Origin of the sequence: Actinomadura rayongensis, assembly GCF_009831215.1 — a bacterium.
Lineage (GTDB): Bacteria > Actinomycetota > Actinomycetes > Streptosporangiales > Streptosporangiaceae > Spirillospora > Spirillospora rayongensis.
In genome coordinates this window covers 276,165-294,754 of sequence record NZ_WUTW01000005.1, presented here as the reverse complement: position 1 = coordinate 294,754, position 18,590 = coordinate 276,165, and the positions used below count along the sequence as shown (strand labels likewise).

Below are 18,590 nucleotides of genomic sequence, written 5' to 3'. Positions count from 1 at the left end.
GGTTGTTCATTCGTCCTCGCCGCGCACGCGCCAGTCGGGGTGGTCCTGTTCGATCGCGGCGGCGAGATGAAGGGGGACGGGAAGCGTGGTGCGGTCGTCCCAGGAGATCGGCTGCTCGCACAGCCGCGCCGTCAGGGCGGCCAGCGCTTCGGCGGTCCAGGACCCGGTGCGGACGACCACGATCTCTTTCGCCGTGTAGGCGTGCCACGGCCTGCCGAGTTCACGGGAATCAGCGGTCCACCGGGTGAACTTCGCGCCGGCGTTGCCGCCTTTCGCCTTCAGCGTCACCGACCGGCCGGGGAAAAGCCATGACGGCTGGACGCTGTCGGTCAGCCGGTAGACCTTCCGGTCCGGGGCGGCGGGCTGGTGGGGGTCGCCGGGCCGGTTGGCCTTTTCGCGGCGGGTCACGGGCCGTCCGATCTCGCTGACGTCGGTGTTCAGCCGGACGACCGCGACGTCGCCGCCCTTTTCGCGAACGGCGTCTCCGGGAAGCGGCCCGCCTCCCAACCTGCCGTTCTGCAGGCCCGGCCACAGAAGTCGCGTCGCTTGAGCGTCCACGAACACGACGAGCGGAGTGCCCGCGAACTCTCCCGCAGCCAGATCGCTCAGCCTTCGTTCGATCTCGTCGCGGGTGCGCCCGGCCTTCTGCGCCGTGCGCCCGAGCCGGACCGTGCCGATCGAGCCGGAGTGGAATTCGGTGATTCCCTCCGCCACCCGGACCCAGGCGTCGCGGTTCTCGCTGAACATCAGCGTGCGCCAGGACGCGAGGTCGTCCGGATCCACGAACAGGGCGACCATCGTCAGGACGAACAGCGGCGCGCTTTCACCCGTCTGCTGCCTGCGGATGTTCACGCCGACGAGAAGAACCCTGCGGTCCAGGCGGTGCGCCAATCCGTCCCGGGTCAGCGCGTGGAGCAGACGGTCGTCGAGGACGCCCGCCGCGCGGAGAAGGTCGCGCAGCGCGGCGCGCGCGGCGTGCTTCTTCTCGGCCGGCCCGCGCGCCTTGGACTTCGGCGGCAGGACGACCGGTTCGGTCGCGGTGAACTGCGACGGAATCCCGAGGTGGCCCAGCAGCCGCCGCAGATGCGGTTTGGCGTCGAGTTCCGGACGTTCGATGGTGGCGTGGTATTCGGTCTCCAGCCAGGCGACGACCAGGTGACGGTCGCCCGCCCCTTCGACGCGGACGCCGTCCAGGAAGGCGGCGCGGTTCGCGGTGGCGTGGTCGAGGAGGTCGGGGCAATGGCGGGCGACGACGTCGAAACGCTCGTTGACGCTGACCGGAGCGCCACCGGGCCGGGGCCGGACGGGACGCCCGGCCATTTCTTCGAGTTCGGCGAACATCCGATCGCGCGCGTCCGCCGTGTCGTAGGCGCAGACCAGAGTGATCCGCTCGTATCCGCTCGGTCCGACGGCGTCGCCCGCCAGCCCGCCGTCGGGGTACTGCTTCACGCGCCGCACGAGCCTGATCGACTTGTCGATCTGATAGTCCAGCGGAACCAGCAACGGCAGAGTGCGGAGGATGTGCTCGTGCAGGCGCAGCATGAAGCGCGGGCCGAGGCCGCTTCCGAGGAAATGGACCCGGCTTCCCGACATCTGCGGCCGTATCGCACCGGGCGTCTTCGGCAGCTCGGCGGGAATGTCCAGCGGTTCCAACTGGCACGCTTCGAGAATCGCGGTGATGGCCGGGTCGAGCCGAGTGCGCCAGGTGCCCGTCGCCTCGTCGGGATACCGCTTGACCGGCAGCCGGAGTACGGGAGCCTTCGCGTCGCCGCGTTCGATCCAGGCGTGCTTCGCGCCGTACCCCTCGGGCGAGATCCTGGACAGGGACGCGTCGAAGCACACGACCGGGTCCGCGACGCCCGCCACCGTGACGAGCCGGGCTTTCACCGTGGCCATGCCGAACACCGGCGGATTGGATGCGACGATGAGGTCGCCGAACTCCCAGGCGAGCAGCGAACCCGAGGTGTCCATGCGAAGCGCCAGCGCGCGTCCGGGGTCCACCTGTAACGGTTCGCGCGCGAGTTTCCGCAGGATCTGCCGGCAGGCCGTCTCGAAGACCCAGCGCGGGGCGGCGGGCACCGTTCCCGGACGGAACTCGATGTAGTCCGCGAAAGAGCGCGCGGGTTCCGGCTCGGGCAGCAGCTCCGCGAGAACGGGCGTGCCTGCGCCGTTGCGCACGTGCCGTTCCCAGGCACGGACGGCGACGCGCAATCGGTAGTCGAGGGCGCTCCCACCGGTGAGAAGCAGCATCGGTTCTTTCGGCGGGAGGTCGCCGTCCTTCGGGCCGGCCGCTCGGAAGAATTCGGCCGGCTGCCCGGTCGCGGCGACGAGCCCGGTCGCCAGCGCTTTGTACGGCTGCCGCCGTTTGCCGTCGCCGCCGGGAAGCGTCTCCCAGGCAGCCGAGAACGGCTCGCTCAGCGGGTAGGCCGTGATCGTTCCGAGCAGCGCGTCCAGGTTCTCGCGAGGAATGCGGTACGCGAGGCTGATCAGCATGAGTCACCGCCGTTGGACGCGCGTGCCGCGTAGTCCAGGAAGGCGCCGAGCGTCGTTCCGTGGTATTTCCGCAGGTCCGTCAGGACCGAGTCGGCGCCCCACTTCTTCTCCAGCAGCCGGATGAGCGTGGCGAGATCGCTGCCGCCTTTCGCGTCGTGGAACGCGCCGTCCACCAGATGCAGAACGGCGGACGTACCGCCGCGCCGCGCTCGGCCGATGAGCTGGACGGCGCCGTTGATGATCTCGGCGACCACGCCGAGTTTCACGTCCTCGGGCTGGGCCTGGAAATAGGGCGGACGGCGCACGATCGTCTCGAAGTACTTTCCGGCGGTCTTCCGGCGCAGGGCGAGCAGGCGCCGTGGATCGCTCGCCGGGCCGGGATGCTCGGCGAGCGCCTTCGCCTGGATGTGCGCCAGCAGTTCGGCCGGCTCGTCGATCAGCGGGATGGGCCGGACGATGAGCCATACGGACCCGAGCGCGGAGCGGTCACCGGCGCCGATGATGTTCACGCCCCGCTGGACGCGCGCGAGCGGCGCGATGAGAATGTCGGCGGCCCGGAGAGCCGCGAAGTCCTCCAGCCGGTCGGCCGGAATCTCGCGCCATTGCCCGAAATCGTCGAGGACGAGCGGACCGTCGTCGGGACGAAGGCGCACGGCGAGGCAGATCCGGTGCGCGGCGACGCCCGCGACGGAAAGTCCCTCGGCGACGTGCCGGGCCGCGGCGTACGACGTGGTGGCGAGCAGAATGCGGGCCCGTTCCGGATCGGACGTCTTCAACCGGTCGAGTTCGGGCTGCAAATATTCGCCCCAGAGCGCGGTCGCGATGCGCCGGGTCGCCTCGGTCCGCCGGAGGCCGTCGAGCCCGGAGATCTTGCGGAGTTCCCCGTGCGGGTCCTGCACGGGCGCCGCTTCGATGCGCACGGATCCGGGATTGTCGTCCGCGACCCACCACGCCGGTTTGACGTGGACGTGGTGATGCGGCGCGCCGGGGAAATAGGACGTCGCGGAAAGGCCGACGACAATGCGCCGCGTGCCCGCGTGCGCCAGGGCCGTCGTGTCGCCGAGGCCGATCGTGTACGTGTGCGGGTCGCCGCCGAAGGCCGCCGTCGACAGCCGCGCCGGATCGCCGCCCGTGTCGTCGTAGTGCTCGGTGAAGGCGAAGACGAGCCTGCCGAGCGGGCCGGTCGGAGTGACCCGCCATCTGCCGTAGGTGCCGAGCGCGTCCGCGATGTCGGCCGCGGATTCGACGCCGATGTCGACGAGTTGGGCGTTGTTGGCCATCAGTCGGTGCAGATAGAACCGGATGCGTTCGAGAATGGCCCGGCGCAGGACGCGATTGACGACCTTCGCCCGGTCGTCCTCGGCCGTGGCGGCGTACAGCCGGTCGAGCGCCGCGCGCGCCTCGGGAATCGCGAGACCGCCCGACCCGCCGGTCACGACCGCCGCGAGATGGCGGCGGACTTCGGCGAACTCTTCCGGCTCGTCGGGGAGCGGATCCGATTCGCCGGGGAACAGCGAAACGAACATCCGCAGCTGCTTCTCGGTGACCTCGTCGGGTTCCACGCCGAACAGCTCGCTCGTCAGCCAGTTGTCCCAGCGGCGCGGGACCAGCCAGTAGCGGCTGGGTCCGCGCGGGCGCCGCCGGTTCGGGGGCGCGGCCGATCCGAGCCGTTCGTAGCTGAGGTGGCTGACGTAGTTCTCCGAGAGGTAGCGCAGGCCGAAATAGGAGTCGCGAACGCTTGCGTCGACCTCGTCGCGCAGCCGTCCGAACGCCGCGCCGAAATCCTGGTCGAAGCGCCGCAGCGGCGTGTTCGTCCGTCCCGCGTGGTCGAGGACGAGATGACGGCCCGCGTTGTCGATGGCGAACTGCTGGAAGGCGTCGACCTCGTCGATGACGACGACCTGGCACCGCCGCAGGATCAGTTCCTCGGCCGTCAGCCGGTCGTTCTCGCCGAATCCGTCGTCCACCGGGGTCTGGAGAACTCCGAGGGAGAAATTCGCGTGCGAGGTGACGATGACGTCCGCCGTGCACGCACTTCGCGCGGCGCGGTAACGTCCGCAGGTCGTCCGCCAGGGACACGACACCGTCTCGTCTCGCTTTCCCCGTCGGCTGGGACGCCGCAGAGTGGCGCAGGGCTCGTCGCCGGGCTGCCACCCGTCGATGGCCTCGTCGGCCGAGGCCACGGCGGCGAGCGCGCAGCCGTAGCCGAACCGGGACCAGATCCAGTCGGCGTCCGGGCCTTTCTCCGAGATGCGCGCCACCGCTTCCTCGGCCACCGTGAGCAGCGATCGGGGCGAGACCAGCGGCACCACGTCGGCGTCTTGGCGGAATCGTTCGACGGCACGCTCGATCTGGAAGGTCGCGCGGACGACGTCGGCATTCGTCGGCAGGACGAAACCGACCGTCACGCCGTGTTCGACGGCCCAGCAGGCGAACGTTTCGATGAGGACGACCGATTTCCCGAACCCGGTATAGGCCAGCAACTGGCTGAGCGTTCCTGCGGTGAGGCGGAGTTCTTCGACCCGTTCGCCCTTGCGGTCGCGGATCTGGTCGGCGAACCTGCGCACCGCCTTCGCACGGAAACCGCTGCCCTCCGGGCCGTCCACGTCGGCGTCGATCCGCTCGGCGATGCGTTCCAGTTCCTTGAACGGGACCGCGAGTTCGTCCCGTGCGGGCGCGTCGGCGACGACCGCGAGTGGGACGTCGGGCGCGAGGTGGTGCGTTCGGATCTCGTAGCGGAAGTCCACGAACGTCTGGTCGAAACCGCGCGGGCCGGGCACCCGCGTCGTCGTCGTGTGGAGGCCGGTGACCGCCGGAGGAAGGGAACGCCTGGTCGCCGCATGAAGCACGTCGAGATCGCGGAGGGCGCGGTCGACGAAGTCCGGGAGCGGCATTCCGGGATCGACGGTGATCTCGCCGCTCTGCTTGTAGTCCGCGGCGGCGGTGCATCCCGCCACCGCGTTGCTCTCCAGGAGCTGGTCCAGGATTCTGCCCGCCGCCTCGGCGTTGGCCATCTGGTTGGTGCGGCGGCGGATCAGCTTCATGAAGCGCCTGGCCTCCGCCGTGGTGAGGTTGCGCCATTCCGACCAGTCCGCGATATGGCCGTCGAGGACGAAGAGGACGTCGTCGCGCGTGATCGTGCGGGCGTCGCCGTCGCCCTCGCCGAGGGTGAAGAAGGAAGCGGCCAGCCCTGTCGCCGCCCGCATGATGTGGGGCAGCACCTTCTCGGAGGCGGCGGCTTCCGCTCTCACGCGCGTCCTTTGAGCGCTCGCCGGACTTCGCTCCGGAACCGGGTCTCGGTGACGATGTCCAGGCCGGGAAGCGATGATTTGATCACGTCCACCTGGTGTTGATGGGTTCTGGGCAGGAGAACGCGCGCCCGGGGCGGTTTCGCCCGGAGGTCGGCGACCAGGCGATGCGGGGACCGGTATTCCTTCAGGTCGACCCGGAACTCCCGGCCGCCGGCGACGACGCGCAGGTCGTAGGCGTCGCGTTCGGGCCAGAGCCAGACGTCCGCGCCGAGGTCCCGCAATTCACGGCAGATCCTCAGTTCGCTCGCGCCCGGGACGACGATGAACCGCCAGACGCCGTGGTCCAGGCAGACCGATCCGCCGGCCTCGCGGGCGTCCGGAACGTCCGCGCGCGGTCCCTCGTCAATGCGCCGGAGCGCGGGCGGACGCCGGTCGGCGTCCGTCGCGATCCTGAATACCGCGGCGTGCGGACGATAGCGGCACCGGACTTTCGTGCCCGTCACGGCCATCGGCCAGCGGCAGTCCGGACAGGCCCACCACCATGCCGATCCGTCCTTGCGGCGATGGAGCTGGCCGTCGGGAACGTCGACGTAGCCTTTCCCCAAGACCCGGATACGGGAACCGCTCACGAGTTCGCCGATCTCTTCGCGCGAGCCCGCAGGATGCTCGATGAGGAACGTCCTGGACCGGACGTAGTCGTCCTGGTTCCGCGTTCCGATCATGCCGGCGAACACTTCGCTCCGAATCTGCTCGGAGTGCATCGTGGTCCACGTCGGCAGCCACGTCTCGGTTCCGGAGAGCGCGGACAGCGGCATGGCGTATTCGGCCGCCAGGTCGTACGCCTCTTCGGTGAGCCCGCCGTCGTCGAGCAGAACGGCCGCGCGGATCATCTCGTCGGCGTCCGTCGCGAATTCCAGGAGCCCGCCGAGCGGCCGGTGCAGGCACTGGACCAGGCCGTGCGGAGTGACAGGACCTCGACCCGGGCCGTGGGCCTCCATGACGATTCCGGTCATCCGCGCGACCTCCCGCATCGCGCGAGGCTGGTCGCCGCGCCTCGTCCAGGCATAGGCGGCGCGTAAAGCGGCGGCGATGACGCGTCGCCGCCGTCCGTCGGAATCGTCGTCGGCCGCGCCGTTCCCGTCGCTCACGGGGTGGCTCCCTTGGGGGCGTCGGGGCACCAACGAACGAAGCCGCAGCCTTTGCAGTGCTTACCGGGCCTGGTCGGGAAGAGTTCGTCCTCGCGCCACTGTTGCGCGTACGCGGTGACGACCTGGCGAGCCCGTTCGACCAACTCCGGATCGGTGGCGTCGAGAACCGACACGACAGGCCCCGTGCCGGTCAGACGTTCCAGCTCCACCCGGCAACCGCCGTTCCCGCCGGGAAGAACGCCCGCGGCGGAGAGCACCAGCCCGAGCGCGAGCTGGGGAAACTGAGCGAGAAGGTCGCCGTCCTTCAGTCGGCGGGCCGTCTTGGTCTCCCGGAGGACCCAAGAATCCGCCGCGCGGTAGACGAGGTCCGTTTTCGCGATCACCGCGACGTCGGCGGACGGGTCATAGACCACCACGTGGCGCTCCGGCAGGACTTCGGCGTTCTCGTGGACATGCCGGAGCGGGCAGACGAGCGCGTGGTCGCCGATCATCTGAATGCCGAGCCGCGCCTCGATTCCGGTGACGGAATGCGCTCCCGCCCGCCATCCCTCGCGCGTCGTCGGCGCCTCGTCGGACCGGCAGGCGCGCGCGGGCGACCGCCGGTGCCGTTCCTCGATGAACGCGTGCACGGCGTTGCCGCGCTCCGTCGCCTCGGTGTTCTCGGCCGGCCGGTCGCGGGGGAGGAAGAGGTCCTCGAAATGGGAACGCGCCGGGCAGGTCCGGTACGAGCGCGCCGTCGTGATCGACCACGATCGGCGCGGACCCGGAGGATCGGCGATCCCGAGAAGGCCCGGCCGGGCAGGGACGGCGGGACAGAGGTCGACCACGTCGCATCGGCCGCACTTGTTGCCGGGCCGGTACTCGCCGCCGGCGGACACTTCGTGGACGCGCTTTTCCGCGTCGTTCCGGTATTTCTCGCGCGCCGCCTGCGGGGAATCGTCGAACAGGACGTTGTGCGAGCCGTCCGCACACCCGATCTCGACGATCCGGACGCGACGCACCGGCGAAGGGCGTCCGAGAACGTACGGCTTTCCCCAGGAGGAACCCAGGACGGGACGCGCATCGGCGAGCACGCCGGCCGCGACGGCGATCTCCGCTTCGTCCCTGGCCCGGTGCGCGACCGAGGAAATGCGGACGAGGCGCAGTTCGCGGATCTCCGGCCCGGCATGGCGCCGACCGGTCACCGTTTCCTCGTGCAGCGTGGCGACGTCGCCGTTCCGCATGATCCGCCGTCGTGCCCACGCGCGCGTGACCGGCTCGAAGGACGGGTCCTCGGCCATTCCGGATGCCGCGTCGATCGCCGCAGCGGCGCTGAGGTAATTGCGGACGGCCCCGGTCGTCCAGGCCGCGAGACCGGGGTGGCAGCGGTGCCCCGCGGACGTGCGCCAGCGGGCGAGTGCGGCTTCCGGCGGCAGGTGATCGAACTCGATGAGGTCGAGGATCGCCTCCAACGGGCCCAGCGACCATGTCGTCCGGAGACGGCTCCGCCGGGGAACGGCCGTTTCCCGGGCCACCGCCGGATGGGTTCTGAGGGCCAGCTGCTGCGGACACGACTCGTCATCGCTGCGGACATGCGCCGGGCTGACCCTTATGAAATTGGTGTCGCCGGTCATGCCGGGCATCACCGTCCAGGACACTGCGTTCGTCCTCCGCTCAGGCCCGGTGTCCATTATTTGTCACTGTCGATTTCTCGAATGATCTGTGTAGGGTGTCGTTCGCTCCCGGACGGTGACGGGGGCCGGTACCGGACGAAAGGCATCACGGCAATGGTCGACGGGCGATTCCATGGCCTGTTCGTGGGGCTGGACAACTACGCGGCCCCGCAGTTCAAGGCCCTGAACTATGCGAAGCGGGATGCCGCCGTCCTGCACGCATTGTTCTGGGACGCGTTCGATGAGAAGCCCACGCTAGTCACCGACGCGGATGCCACCAAGGACAGATTGGTGACAGAAATCGGACACCTCGCGTCCGTCAGCACGGACGACGACGTCGTCGTGCTCACCTACTCGGGCCACGGGACGTCGACGGGCGAACTGGCCACCTACGACGCCGATCCCGACCGGCTGGAGGCGACGGCCCTGCGGCTCGAGGAGTTCGTCCGGCAGGTCGAGACCGTTCGCGCCCGGGTGCTGATCGTCGCGCTCGACTGCTGCTTCTCCGGCGGTGCGCTGGCGAAGGTCCTGCGCCGACCGGAAGAGGGGCGCGCGAGCCGGGGCGGCCTGGAAACGGCCGACCGCGCCCTCAGCAGGGTGTCCGGAAACGGCCGTGTCGTGCTGGCCGCCTCGACCGCGCACGAAAAGGCCTTCGAGGTGCACGAGTTCGGGCACGGCCTGCTGACCTACTACCTCGTGGAGGGTCTGCTCGGCCGGGGCAACGTGATCGAGAACAACGAGATCCCTGTTTTCAAGCTGGCCGAATACGTCCTCAGAAAAGTGGGCGAACACGAGTCCGGCGTGGTCAAGCGGCGGCAGACTCCGTCCTTCGGCGGGAATCTGGGCAACCTGTCGCTACCGGTGTTCAGGAAAGGTGATCATTACGAGGAGCTGAAACTCGGCTCGCCGATTTCGGCGACCAGGGCGCTGTCCAGTCTGAAGTCGTCCGGGATCCCGGCTCCCGTCCTGCGGTTGTGGAAAGACCGGATCGGCAGGCTGAACCAACTTCAGGTCGATGCCATCAACCATGCGGCGCTGCTGGACGGGAACAACGTCCTGGTGAGCGCGCCGACGTCGTCGGGAAAGACGATGGTCGGGGAACTCGCGGCGCTGCACGCCGTCGCGCACGGGCGCAAGGCGGTGTTCCTCCTGCCGAGCCGGGCGTTGGTCAACGAGCTGTACGAGCGGTTCGAGGAGACCTACGGCACGTTCGCCGTGCGCACGATCCGCGTGACGGGCGAGCTGCGGGACCAGGTGCGCGACCTGCTCACGGGCGAGTTCGAACTCGCGGTCTGCACGTACGAGAAGTTCATCGGCCTTCTGTTCAGCCGTCCGGAACTGCTGGACCGGATCGGCGTCATCGTCGTGGACGAGATCCAGTCCCTCGTCCTCCCCGACCGGGGGCCGCTGCTGGAGATCCTGTTCACCTGGATCAGGATGCGCCGCGTCACCGGGAACTCCCCGCAGATCGTCGGCCTTTCCGCGGTGCTCGGCGAGCCGCAGGAACTCGCCTGGTGGTTGAACGCCGATCTCGTCCAGGTGCGCGAGCGCGAGACTCCGCTGCTGGAAGGCGTGGTCGACCCGTCGGGGCGTTACCGCTACCGCGACCAGGACGGGACAGAAAAAACGGTGCAGTTCGTCGGGCCGCCGGAAGGTGCGAGGGACGATCTCGCCACGCGTCTTGTGCGGGAGCTGGTCGGGCAAGGGCAACAGGTCATCGTCTTCCGGGGGCGGCGGGATCTCGCCCGCTCGTTCGCCGCCAGGCTCGCCCGCGAACTTCGGCTCCCGCCCGCGGAAACGGTTCTCGACGGCCTGCCGCGAAGCGATTCCGGACGGCTGACCGATCTGCTCCGGGACTGTCTCGGCGGTGGGGTCGCCTTCCATGTCTCCGATCTGAACGAGCAGGAGCGGCGCCTGCTGGAACGCTCGTTCAAAGAAGCCGGGAGCGAGATCCGCGTCGTCGTCGCGACCACGACGCTGGCGCAGGGCGTGAATCTTCCGGCGGACGCTGTCGTCATCTGCGAGTTGGACCACCCCACCGCGAAGTACGCCGTTTCGGAGTACAAGAACATGGCCGGTCGCGCGGGCCGGACCGGGCACGTCGCGGAGGGACGTTCGTTCATCGTCACCCGAGGCGGCATTGACACCGAGCTGAAGTGGGCGGAGTACGTGACGGCGGAGTCCGAACCGGTGCGCTCCGCGCTGCTCGAACCGTCGATGGATCTCCGGACGCTGGTCCTCTCCGCGTTCACCGGACCGGCCGTGACGGCGGGCCGGACGTCCCTCGCCGCCGTCACCCGGTTCATCTCGTGGACCTTCGGCGCGCACCAGAGCGGCGCGCGGGGCGGGCGAGAACTGTTCTCCAAGAAAGACGTCCGCACGGTTCTGGCGGACCTCGAAGAAGCGGGCTTCCTCAGTTCCTCCCGAGGCGAGTACACGCCGACGAGGCTCGGGGAGATCGTCGTGCAGCAGGGGCTGAGCGTCGATTCCGTCCTGGCGATCGCCGAGGCGCTCGCGGCGGTGCCGCCGGACGGCATGAACCGCATGACGCTGATCTGCGCCGCCCACCTCGCCGTCGAACTGGAGGACACCAGGTTCTCGAAGAACTCCGGCCACCGGAACAAGAACAAGGAGGACAACTCGCTGCGCCGCGCTCTTGAGCAGCAGCGGGCGGCGGAGCCCGTTCTCCGCAAGCTCATGGCGGATCCCGGACGACGCGGCGAAGGGCTCGCCCGCGCGCGGCGCAGCATCGCCTGCCTGCGCTGGAGCACGGGAATTCCGCTTTTCCGGATCGAGCGCGAACTCACGGAGGTCCAGGCGCTGACCACGGGGGAGACCGGACCCGTCGCGCAGACGGCCCAGCGGACGGCCGACATCATCGACACCGTCATCGACATCGGCCGGCACGTCAATCCCGCCGCGGACTTCGGCGACCTGCCGGACGTGCTTTCCGTCCAGCTCGAACTGGGCATCGTCAAAGGGCTGGTCCCGATCGCGCGCCATGCCGACGGCGCCCTCACCCGGCCGGTGTACCTCGGACTGGCGCGCAACGGGCTCGGAACCGTCGATTCCCTTCTCGCCGCCGAAACGTCGCGCGTTCTGGAAAGCGTCGGCGGCCGTCGCGAGATCGCGGGGATCGTCCTGGACGCGGCCTGGACGGCGCGCGCCGAGGCCGAACGCGGCGATCTCGCGATGGACCTGCCGGAACCGGAGGACTGAGCGGAACGCCGGTTCAATCGCCCGGCGCGGACGGGTCCCAACTGAGCCCGTACGAACGGTTCGCTTCGAGCCCGGTGAAAGACGCGCTCGCCTCCCGGGCGGCGTCGACGGTGACGGGCTTGCGCGGGAGCGAGGAATCGCCGACCTCCAGCGGCAGCTCGTCTGAAATGAGGCGGACCTGCTCGGGAAGCGGCATCGTGCTCCCGAAGCGGACCGTGAGATCGAACCGGCGGCAGGCGTATCTCGGCGTGCAGACGTAGAACGGCGCCAGCGGCACCGCCGCCGTGAGCCGGACGGATATGTCGTGGCCCTTTCCCCGGGCCAACGGCTGCGGCAGCCGCACCCGGAATCCGATCCGGGACGTGGAGAGGCGTTCCTTGGACTCCAGAACGCCGCCGCGCAGCACGGTGATCCCGAGATCGGGCGAAGGGCGGTCATGGCTCGGCGCGACGACGGTGTGCGAGTGCTCGATTTCCGTCAGGCCGTCGCGGTGGCTGACGATGTGCCGTTCCTCGATCACCTCGACCGTCGACCGTTCCAGCAGGACGAGGACTTTGAGCCGGCCGACATGCCACGGCATTTCCTTGCGGCGCGGCCCCGGACCGCCGGCCGTGGCCAGGGCCTCTTCCGCGATGCGCTGGAAGGCCGCGTCGGCGCGTCTGCGGACGGTGCGGGAATCGCAGTGGAGTTCGGCGGCGAGATGGCCGATCCGCACGCCGACGCGGTCGTCGCTCGGGCCGTCCAGACCGAGCGTGACCCGGGCGGTCGCGGCCATGCTCGGCGGCAGGCCGTCCAGAAGGTCGAGCAGCCGGATCCTGACTTTCGCGACCTGCTCGGCCGGCCCGTCCTCTTCGGTCACTCCGGCGATATGCCGCAGCGCGCCGCCGATGCGCGCCGGCGCGGCGGCGTCGTCGACACCGAATCCGCGGCTGAGGCTTTTCAGCTCGGCCACGACGTGCGCCACGCTGAATTCCATCGGTCACCTCCATGAAGACGCCATCGGTCAGGTCGCGGCGCGGACGCGTGCTTCTCCCACGACGACGGGATCGAGCGGGCCGCACGTCGCGTCCGCCTCGGCCCAGCGTTCGGCGGCCCCGGCGTCGTTCCCGGTGGCCGCATGGACGTTGCCGAGGCCGGTCAAAGCCCGTGCCGTCTCGTAACGGCTGCCGCACTTCTCGGCCAGCGCGGCGGCCTCTTCGTAGCGGAGCCGCGCCTCGGCGTGGTTTCCCGCGTGAAAATGCGCCCATGCCGTGCAGTTCACGGCCATCGCGACGTCCAGCCGCAGGTCCAGCGCCTCGAACTCCGCGCGCGCCATTTCCGCGTGCCGGACGGCGTCGGCATAGCGGGCGAGTTCCGTTTCCGCCAGCGCGATGCCGCGCAGCGCGATCGCCGCGTTCCGCGTGTTGGACGCCCGGCGGTACGACACGAGGACCGAACGCAGGTCGTGCAGCGCGTTCTCGTGTTCGCCGAGGTAGAGCGCGGTCCAGGCGAGATGGGACGTGGCCGTGGTGATGCCGTGCTCGTCCTCCGCGTCGCGGAAGAGGCCCAGCGCCTCCTGGAAATAGTCGACGGCGACGGGTAGATCGCCCCGGTCGAAATGGGCGGTGCCGAGATTGCTGACGGCGATCGCCAGCTTCTGCCGGTCGCCCGACGCCCGGGCGGCCGAGACGGCGTCGAGCTGCGTGCTGATCCAGTGTTCCCACTGCTTGGTGAGGAAGAAATACTGCCGCAGCATGGAGGCCAGCTGCCAGCAGTGCTCGTGCAGCCCGCTCTCGGCGGCCAGCCGGCACAGTTTCACGAGGCTGGGCCATTCCCGGTGCAGCCAGGCGAGCGCCGACGCGTGGTCGGGGAATCGGCGGGCCGCTCCGAGCGGGTCGGGAAGGGCGAGCGGCGTCCGGTACCGGTGCGGGTCCAGGTGGGCGTCGCTCGCCGCCGCGAGCAGCAGATTGTGATCCAGCAGGCGGACGGTGGCCGCCCGCCGGTCGTCCTCGGTCATGCAGGGAAGGACCTGGTTCCGGGCGAACGTGCGGAGCAGATCATGGGTCGTCACGCGGTCGGCCGACGCGTAGGTGACGAGGTGCGCGTCGCTGAGCTGGTCCACCAACCGCCGTGCCCGGACGAGGTCGGTGCCCGCCAGCGCGGCCACGCTGCCGATCTCGACCTGCCGGGCCGGGTGCAGCGCCAGCAGGCCGAAAAGCCGGAGCGCCGCGCCGGTGAGCGCCTGGCAGGACAGGTTGAAGGCCGCCGCGACGCTGCGTTCGCCGTCGTCCAGGACGCTGAGCCGCGCGTTCTCGTCGGCGAGGCGCTCGTCGAAGTCGTCGAGCGACCAGGTGACGCTGCTCTGGAAGCGCGCCGCCGCCACGCGCAGCGCGAGCGGTAACCGGCCGCACCGCGCGACGACGCGGCCGACGACGGAATCGGCGGCGGTCCGGGCGTGCTCGCCGCCGATCGCGCGAAAGAGCGACGCGGCCTCGGCCGAGGGCAGGACCTCGACGGGGAGCCGGGTGGCGTCGTCCAGGGCGTTCAGACGGTTCCGGCTGGTGACGAGCAGCTTGGAGCCCGAACCGGCCGGCAGGAGCGGCGTGATCTGCCCGGCGGTGCCCACGTCGTCGCAGACGAGCAGCAGCCGTTTGCGGCGGATTCTGCTCTGGTAAAGGCCGGCGCGGGCGGTGCGGTGGGCCGGGATGTCGCGGGCGGGAATGCCGAAGAAGCGGAGCAGGGCGTCGAGGACGTCGTCGGCACTGACCTCCGCGACGCCCGGCGAGTGGTCACCGAACTCGACGAGGATGCAGCCGTCCGGGAACAGCTCGGTAGCGTTCCACGCGCCGCGCAGGGCCAGCGCGGTCTTTCCCGCCCCGGCCATTCCGCTCAGCACGCAGGCGTTCGTATCGTGCTCGCCGCGGACGAAGGCGTCGATCCGCTCCAGTTCCCGCGCCCGGCCGACGAAACGGGGGCTCGGCGGCGGCAGGCCGACGGTCATCGCGACGGCGTTGCGCTTGGACCTGCGGCTGGGCCGTCCGGCCACGAGCGCGATCAGCGCGCCCCCGGCGTCCAGTTCCCGGTCGTAGGCCCGTGCGATTCCGAGAGTGACGTCCCGTTGTCCTCTCTCGACCTTGCTGAGATAGCCCTTGCTGAACCGGACGCGTTCGGCGAACGTGCTCAGGGACAATCCCGCCTCCTCACGCGCCTTTCGGAGTTCGCGGCCGAGTTCCCGGGACGTCTCTGCCATGACCACATGGTGCCTTCTCCGTCTCGTCTGGACCGGTCGAATCGCGGCACGGGCACGTCGGTGCACGTCACTCGGGCAGCACTGGCCTCATCCGGTCGGGGCCGTCGAACGTTCCAAGATCGTTTCCGGAAAAATGTGACTGTGCATACCGGTCGCCTCGCCTGGGTCCTCGGGGCCGCAATCTGTCATGGAACTTGTTGATGCGGCCGGTTCCGCTGCCGCAAGCAAGTGTCACCCGAGGAAACTGAGGCGAGAAGCGGTTTCCCGTTTCCAGATCGGAGGAAACGGTGGGACGGCCCGCTAGGCGGAGGGCGGGTACGGGAGGCGGGCTTGGACCGTCCAGCCTTCGCCGTTCGGGCCCGCGGTGAGGGTGCCGCCGAGCATTGTGGCGCGTTCGCGCATGCCGACGAGGCCGCGGTTGCCGCCGCCGGACGTGGCGGGGACGGGGGTGCGGGGGCCGGTGTCGGTGATCGTCACGGTCAGGGCGGCGGGGCCGTAGGCGACCTCGATGCGGACGGTGGTGCCCGGGGCGTAGCGGATCGCGTTGCTCAGGGACTCCTGGACGATCCGGAACGCCGACAGGTCCACGCCCGCGTCGAGCGGGCGGGGCACGCCCGTCACGACCATGTCGACGTGGAGGCCGGAGTGGCGGGCGCCGGCGGCCAGGTCGTCCAGGCGGTCCAGGCCGGGCTGGGGGGCGCGCTCGACGCCCTCGTCCTCGCTGCGCAGGAGGCCGACGACGCGGCGGGTCTCGGTGAGGGCGTCGCGGGCCGCGTCCCGGACGAGCCCGAACGTCGCCACGGCCGCGGGCGGCAGTTCGGGGATCTTGAACGGGGCGGCCTCGGCCTGGAGCGCGATCACCGACATGTGGTGCGCGACGACGTCGTGCAGCTCGCGGGCGATGCGCGCCCGTTCCTCCAGGATCGCCTGCCGGGCCAGGTCGCGGTCGCGCAGTTCCTCCTGGACCCGCAGTTGGGCCTCGACGGCGCGGCGCTCGCCGACCGCGTTCCCGAACACGAGCGCGGTCGCCGCGACGGCCGCGAGGATCAGCGCGAACCAGCTCGCCATGCCGACGACGATCGCGACGCCGAGCGGTCCGGCGAGGGTCGCGGCGCCCGCGCCGACGGCGGTCTCCCGCTCGCTCGACGTGCCGACGAAGAACAGGACGATCGTGTACGCCAGCATCGACGTGACCGGCCACGGGCTGAAGTCCGTCCCGGCCATGAGGATCGCGCCCGCGACGAGCCCGGCGGCGCTCACCCGCCACGCCGTCATCGGCCGGTACGCGGCGAGCAGCACCGGCGCGGACTGGGCCGTGGCGAGCACGATCGCGATGATGTCGGGCAGGTGCTGGTGGAACACGTTGAGCTGGATCGCGATCGAGCCGCCGGTGAAGCCGATCGCCAGGCCGCCGAGCAGCAGCAGGATCGGGATCCGCAGCCACCAGCGGGACGGCAGCCGCGAGCCCTCGGGGTCGTGCGGTCCGGGCAGCACGGCGGCGCGCACGCCGCGCAGGACGTGCACGCGTTCGGGCTGCGCGCGGTGATCGGGCTCCATCGACGTCACCCTAGTTCCGCGCCGCCCGCCGGGCATGACCCCGGGGAGTGAACCCGGCACCGCACCCTGGGTACGAGGCGGCGCAGGTCAGGCGGCCGGTTCAGGCGACCGGGTCGGCGGCCGGGTCGGGCGGCCGGGTCAGGCGACGTGGACCTGGGGGCGTTCGCGCGGATCGGGGACGCGGCGGCGCAGGATCTCGTGCGTCAGCGGCGGGATGTCGCCCTCGCCGAGGACGAGGTAGCGCAGCATCGCGGCGACGGGGTTGCCCTCGGCCCAGTTGAAGTAGACGTGGGGCCGTTTGCCGGTGGTGTCGCGGACCTCCAGCAGGACGGCGGCGATGGCGTTGGCGACGGTCGCGCTCTCGGTCCGCAGGATCCGGTAGCCGTGGCGCTCCTCGCCGGTCACCGTCAGCTCCGAGGCGAACTCCGACGCGTCCGGGACGGTCACCTCCAGGAAGATCAGCGGCTCGGTGTCGGGCAGGTGGTGGTAGTCGCGCTGCTCGCGGTCCTTCTCCTCGTACTCGGCGCGGTCCCGTGCGTCCGGCTCGTTGGCGATGATCCGGACGACCTCGGTCTCGGCGAGGAACCGCTCGGCGACGGGGTCGAACGTGATGTCGGTGACGCGCAGCTCGGTGGAGCGGGTGGCGCGCGAGACCAGCGAGAACAGGATGATCGCAATGATGAACATCGACGCGATGCGCACGCCGTCCGGACGTTCGATGACGTTGTCGACCGTCGTGTAGGCGAACACCAGCGTGACCGCCGCGAACGCGAGCGTCGCCGCCCGTCCGCTGCGCCGCCACGCCGAGATCGTCACCGCGACGGCCGCCGACAGGATGAGGACGAGCACGCCGGTGGCGTACGCGCCGCCCTGCGCGTCCACGTCGGCGTGGAACCAGACTGTGATCAGGAACGCGACGGCGACGAACACGAGCACCAGGGGCCGGGGCGCGCGCGTCCACTCGGGCGCCATGCCGTAGCGGGGCAGGTAGCGCGGGACGATGTTGAGCAGCCCGGCCATCGCCGACGCCCCGGCGAACCACAGGATCGCGATCGTCGCGACGTCGTAGACCGTCCCGAACGCGCCGCCGAGGTACTGGTGGGCGAGGTAGGCCAGCGCCCGTCCGTTCGCCTCGCCGCCGGGCTCGAACGCGCGCGCCGGGATCAGGACGGTGGTCGCGAAGCTGGACGCGATGAGGAACACGCTCATGATCAGCGCCGCGACAGTGAGCAGCCGCCGGGTCGCGCGGACCCGGCCCGCGATCCCGCCCGGCGCCCGGATCAACGGCATCACCGCCACGCCCGTCTCGAAGCCGGACAGCCCGAGCGCCAGCTTGGGGAAGACCAGCAGCGCCACGCCCGCGACCGCCAGCGGCTCGGGATGGGCGGCCGACAGCAGATGCCGCCAGTGGACGACCAGGTCCGTGTGGGTCAGGACGCGCTGGACGGCGACCACCACCACGACCAGGTTGAGCAGCAGATACGTCGCGACCAGCGCGACCGCGATCTTGATGGCCTCGCTGAACCCGGCGAGGAACACCGCGCCGAGCGCCGCGATCAGCACGAGCGTCACCGTGACGCGCTCCCCGTGCAGCGCGGCGGGCGCGTACGGGTTCTCCAGCGCGTGCGCGGTCGCGTCGGCCGCCGACAGCGTGATCGTGATGACGAAGTCGGTCGCGACGAAGCCCAGCAGCATCAGCACGAACAGCTTCCCGCCCCAGCGCGGGAGCAGCTTCTCCAGCATCGCGATCGACCCCTGCCCGTACGGGCTCTCCCCGGCCACGCGGCGGTAGATCGGCAGCGCGCCGAACAGGGTCAGGGCGACGAGCAGCAGCGTGGCGACGGGCGACACGACACCGGCGGCGAGGAACGCGATGCCCGGCTGGTAGCCGAGCGTCGAGAAGTAGTCGACGCCCGTGAGGCACATGACCATCCACCAGGGGTGCTGCCGCTGGTCGTCGCCGTCGGGGAGATGCGGGCCGGGCGTCTCGCGCGGCACGCCGTCCAGCAGCCAGTTGCGCACACCCGTCACCCACTCTCCG

At 70.4% G+C, this 18,590-nt stretch carries 9 protein-coding genes; 1 reads left to right on the top strand and 8 read right to left on the bottom strand.

The window, feature by feature from the left end:
• Positions 1–6: 6 nt before the first annotated feature.
• From GQ466_RS22895 to GQ466_RS22880, 4 genes are read right to left on the bottom strand one after another with little or no spacing between them, the layout of a single operon-like run.
• Positions 7–2,493: an RNaseH domain-containing protein gene (locus tag GQ466_RS22895; protein ID WP_161105059.1), complete on the bottom strand. Its 2,487-nt coding sequence runs from the start codon at positions 2,491–2,493 to the stop codon at positions 7–9.
• Positions 2,487–5,744, bottom strand: a complete 3,258-nt coding sequence (locus GQ466_RS22890) for a hypothetical protein (RefSeq protein WP_202420952.1) — start codon at positions 5,742–5,744, stop codon at positions 2,487–2,489. The genes GQ466_RS22895 and GQ466_RS22890 overlap by 7 nt, the downstream gene beginning before the upstream one ends.
• Positions 5,741–6,892, bottom strand: coding sequence for a restriction endonuclease-related protein (locus tag GQ466_RS22885; RefSeq protein WP_202420951.1), 1,152 nt, complete (start codon positions 6,890–6,892; stop codon positions 5,741–5,743). The genes GQ466_RS22890 and GQ466_RS22885 overlap by 4 nt, the downstream gene beginning before the upstream one ends.
• Positions 6,889–8,115: a PD-(D/E)XK nuclease family protein gene (locus GQ466_RS22880; RefSeq protein ID WP_202420950.1), complete on the bottom strand. Its 1,227-nt coding sequence runs from the start codon at positions 8,113–8,115 to the stop codon at positions 6,889–6,891. Before GQ466_RS22880 ends, GQ466_RS22885 begins: the two co-directional genes overlap by 4 nt.
• On the opposite strand from GQ466_RS22880, the gene GQ466_RS22875 reads away from it, so the two are divergent.
• On the top strand, positions 8,086–11,763 hold the full coding sequence (locus tag GQ466_RS22875; protein WP_202420949.1) for a DEAD/DEAH box helicase: 3,678 nt from the start codon (positions 8,086–8,088) through the stop codon (positions 11,761–11,763). The genes GQ466_RS22880 and GQ466_RS22875 overlap by 30 nt on opposite strands.
• Before the next feature lie 13 nt (positions 11,764–11,776).
• On the opposite strand, the gene GQ466_RS22870 is transcribed toward GQ466_RS22875, so the two are convergent.
• The 4 genes from GQ466_RS22870 to GQ466_RS22855 all read right to left on the bottom strand — a co-directional run bounded on the left by GQ466_RS22870 (position 11,777) and on the right by GQ466_RS22855 (position 18,580).
• The gene (locus tag GQ466_RS22870) at positions 11,777–12,739 is read right to left on the bottom strand and encodes a hypothetical protein (protein WP_161105057.1); all 963 of its coding nucleotides are present in this window, start codon (positions 12,737–12,739) and stop codon (positions 11,777–11,779) included.
• Between the two features lie 27 nt (positions 12,740–12,766).
• Positions 12,767–14,992 carry a helix-turn-helix domain-containing protein gene (locus GQ466_RS22865; protein ID WP_161105056.1) on the bottom strand — a complete coding sequence of 742 codons (2,226 nt, stop codon included), beginning with the start codon at positions 14,990–14,992 and terminating at the stop codon, positions 12,767–12,769.
• Between the two features lie 300 nt (positions 14,993–15,292).
• Positions 15,293–16,549 carry a sensor histidine kinase gene (locus tag GQ466_RS22860; protein WP_161105055.1) on the bottom strand — a complete coding sequence of 419 codons (1,257 nt, stop codon included), beginning with the start codon at positions 16,547–16,549 and terminating at the stop codon, positions 15,293–15,295.
• A gap of 138 nt (positions 16,550–16,687) precedes the next feature.
• The gene (locus tag GQ466_RS22855; protein ID WP_161105054.1) at positions 16,688–18,580 is read right to left on the bottom strand and encodes an APC family permease; all 1,893 of its coding nucleotides are present in this window, start codon (positions 18,578–18,580) and stop codon (positions 16,688–16,690) included.
• Positions 18,581–18,590 lie beyond the last annotated feature (10 nt).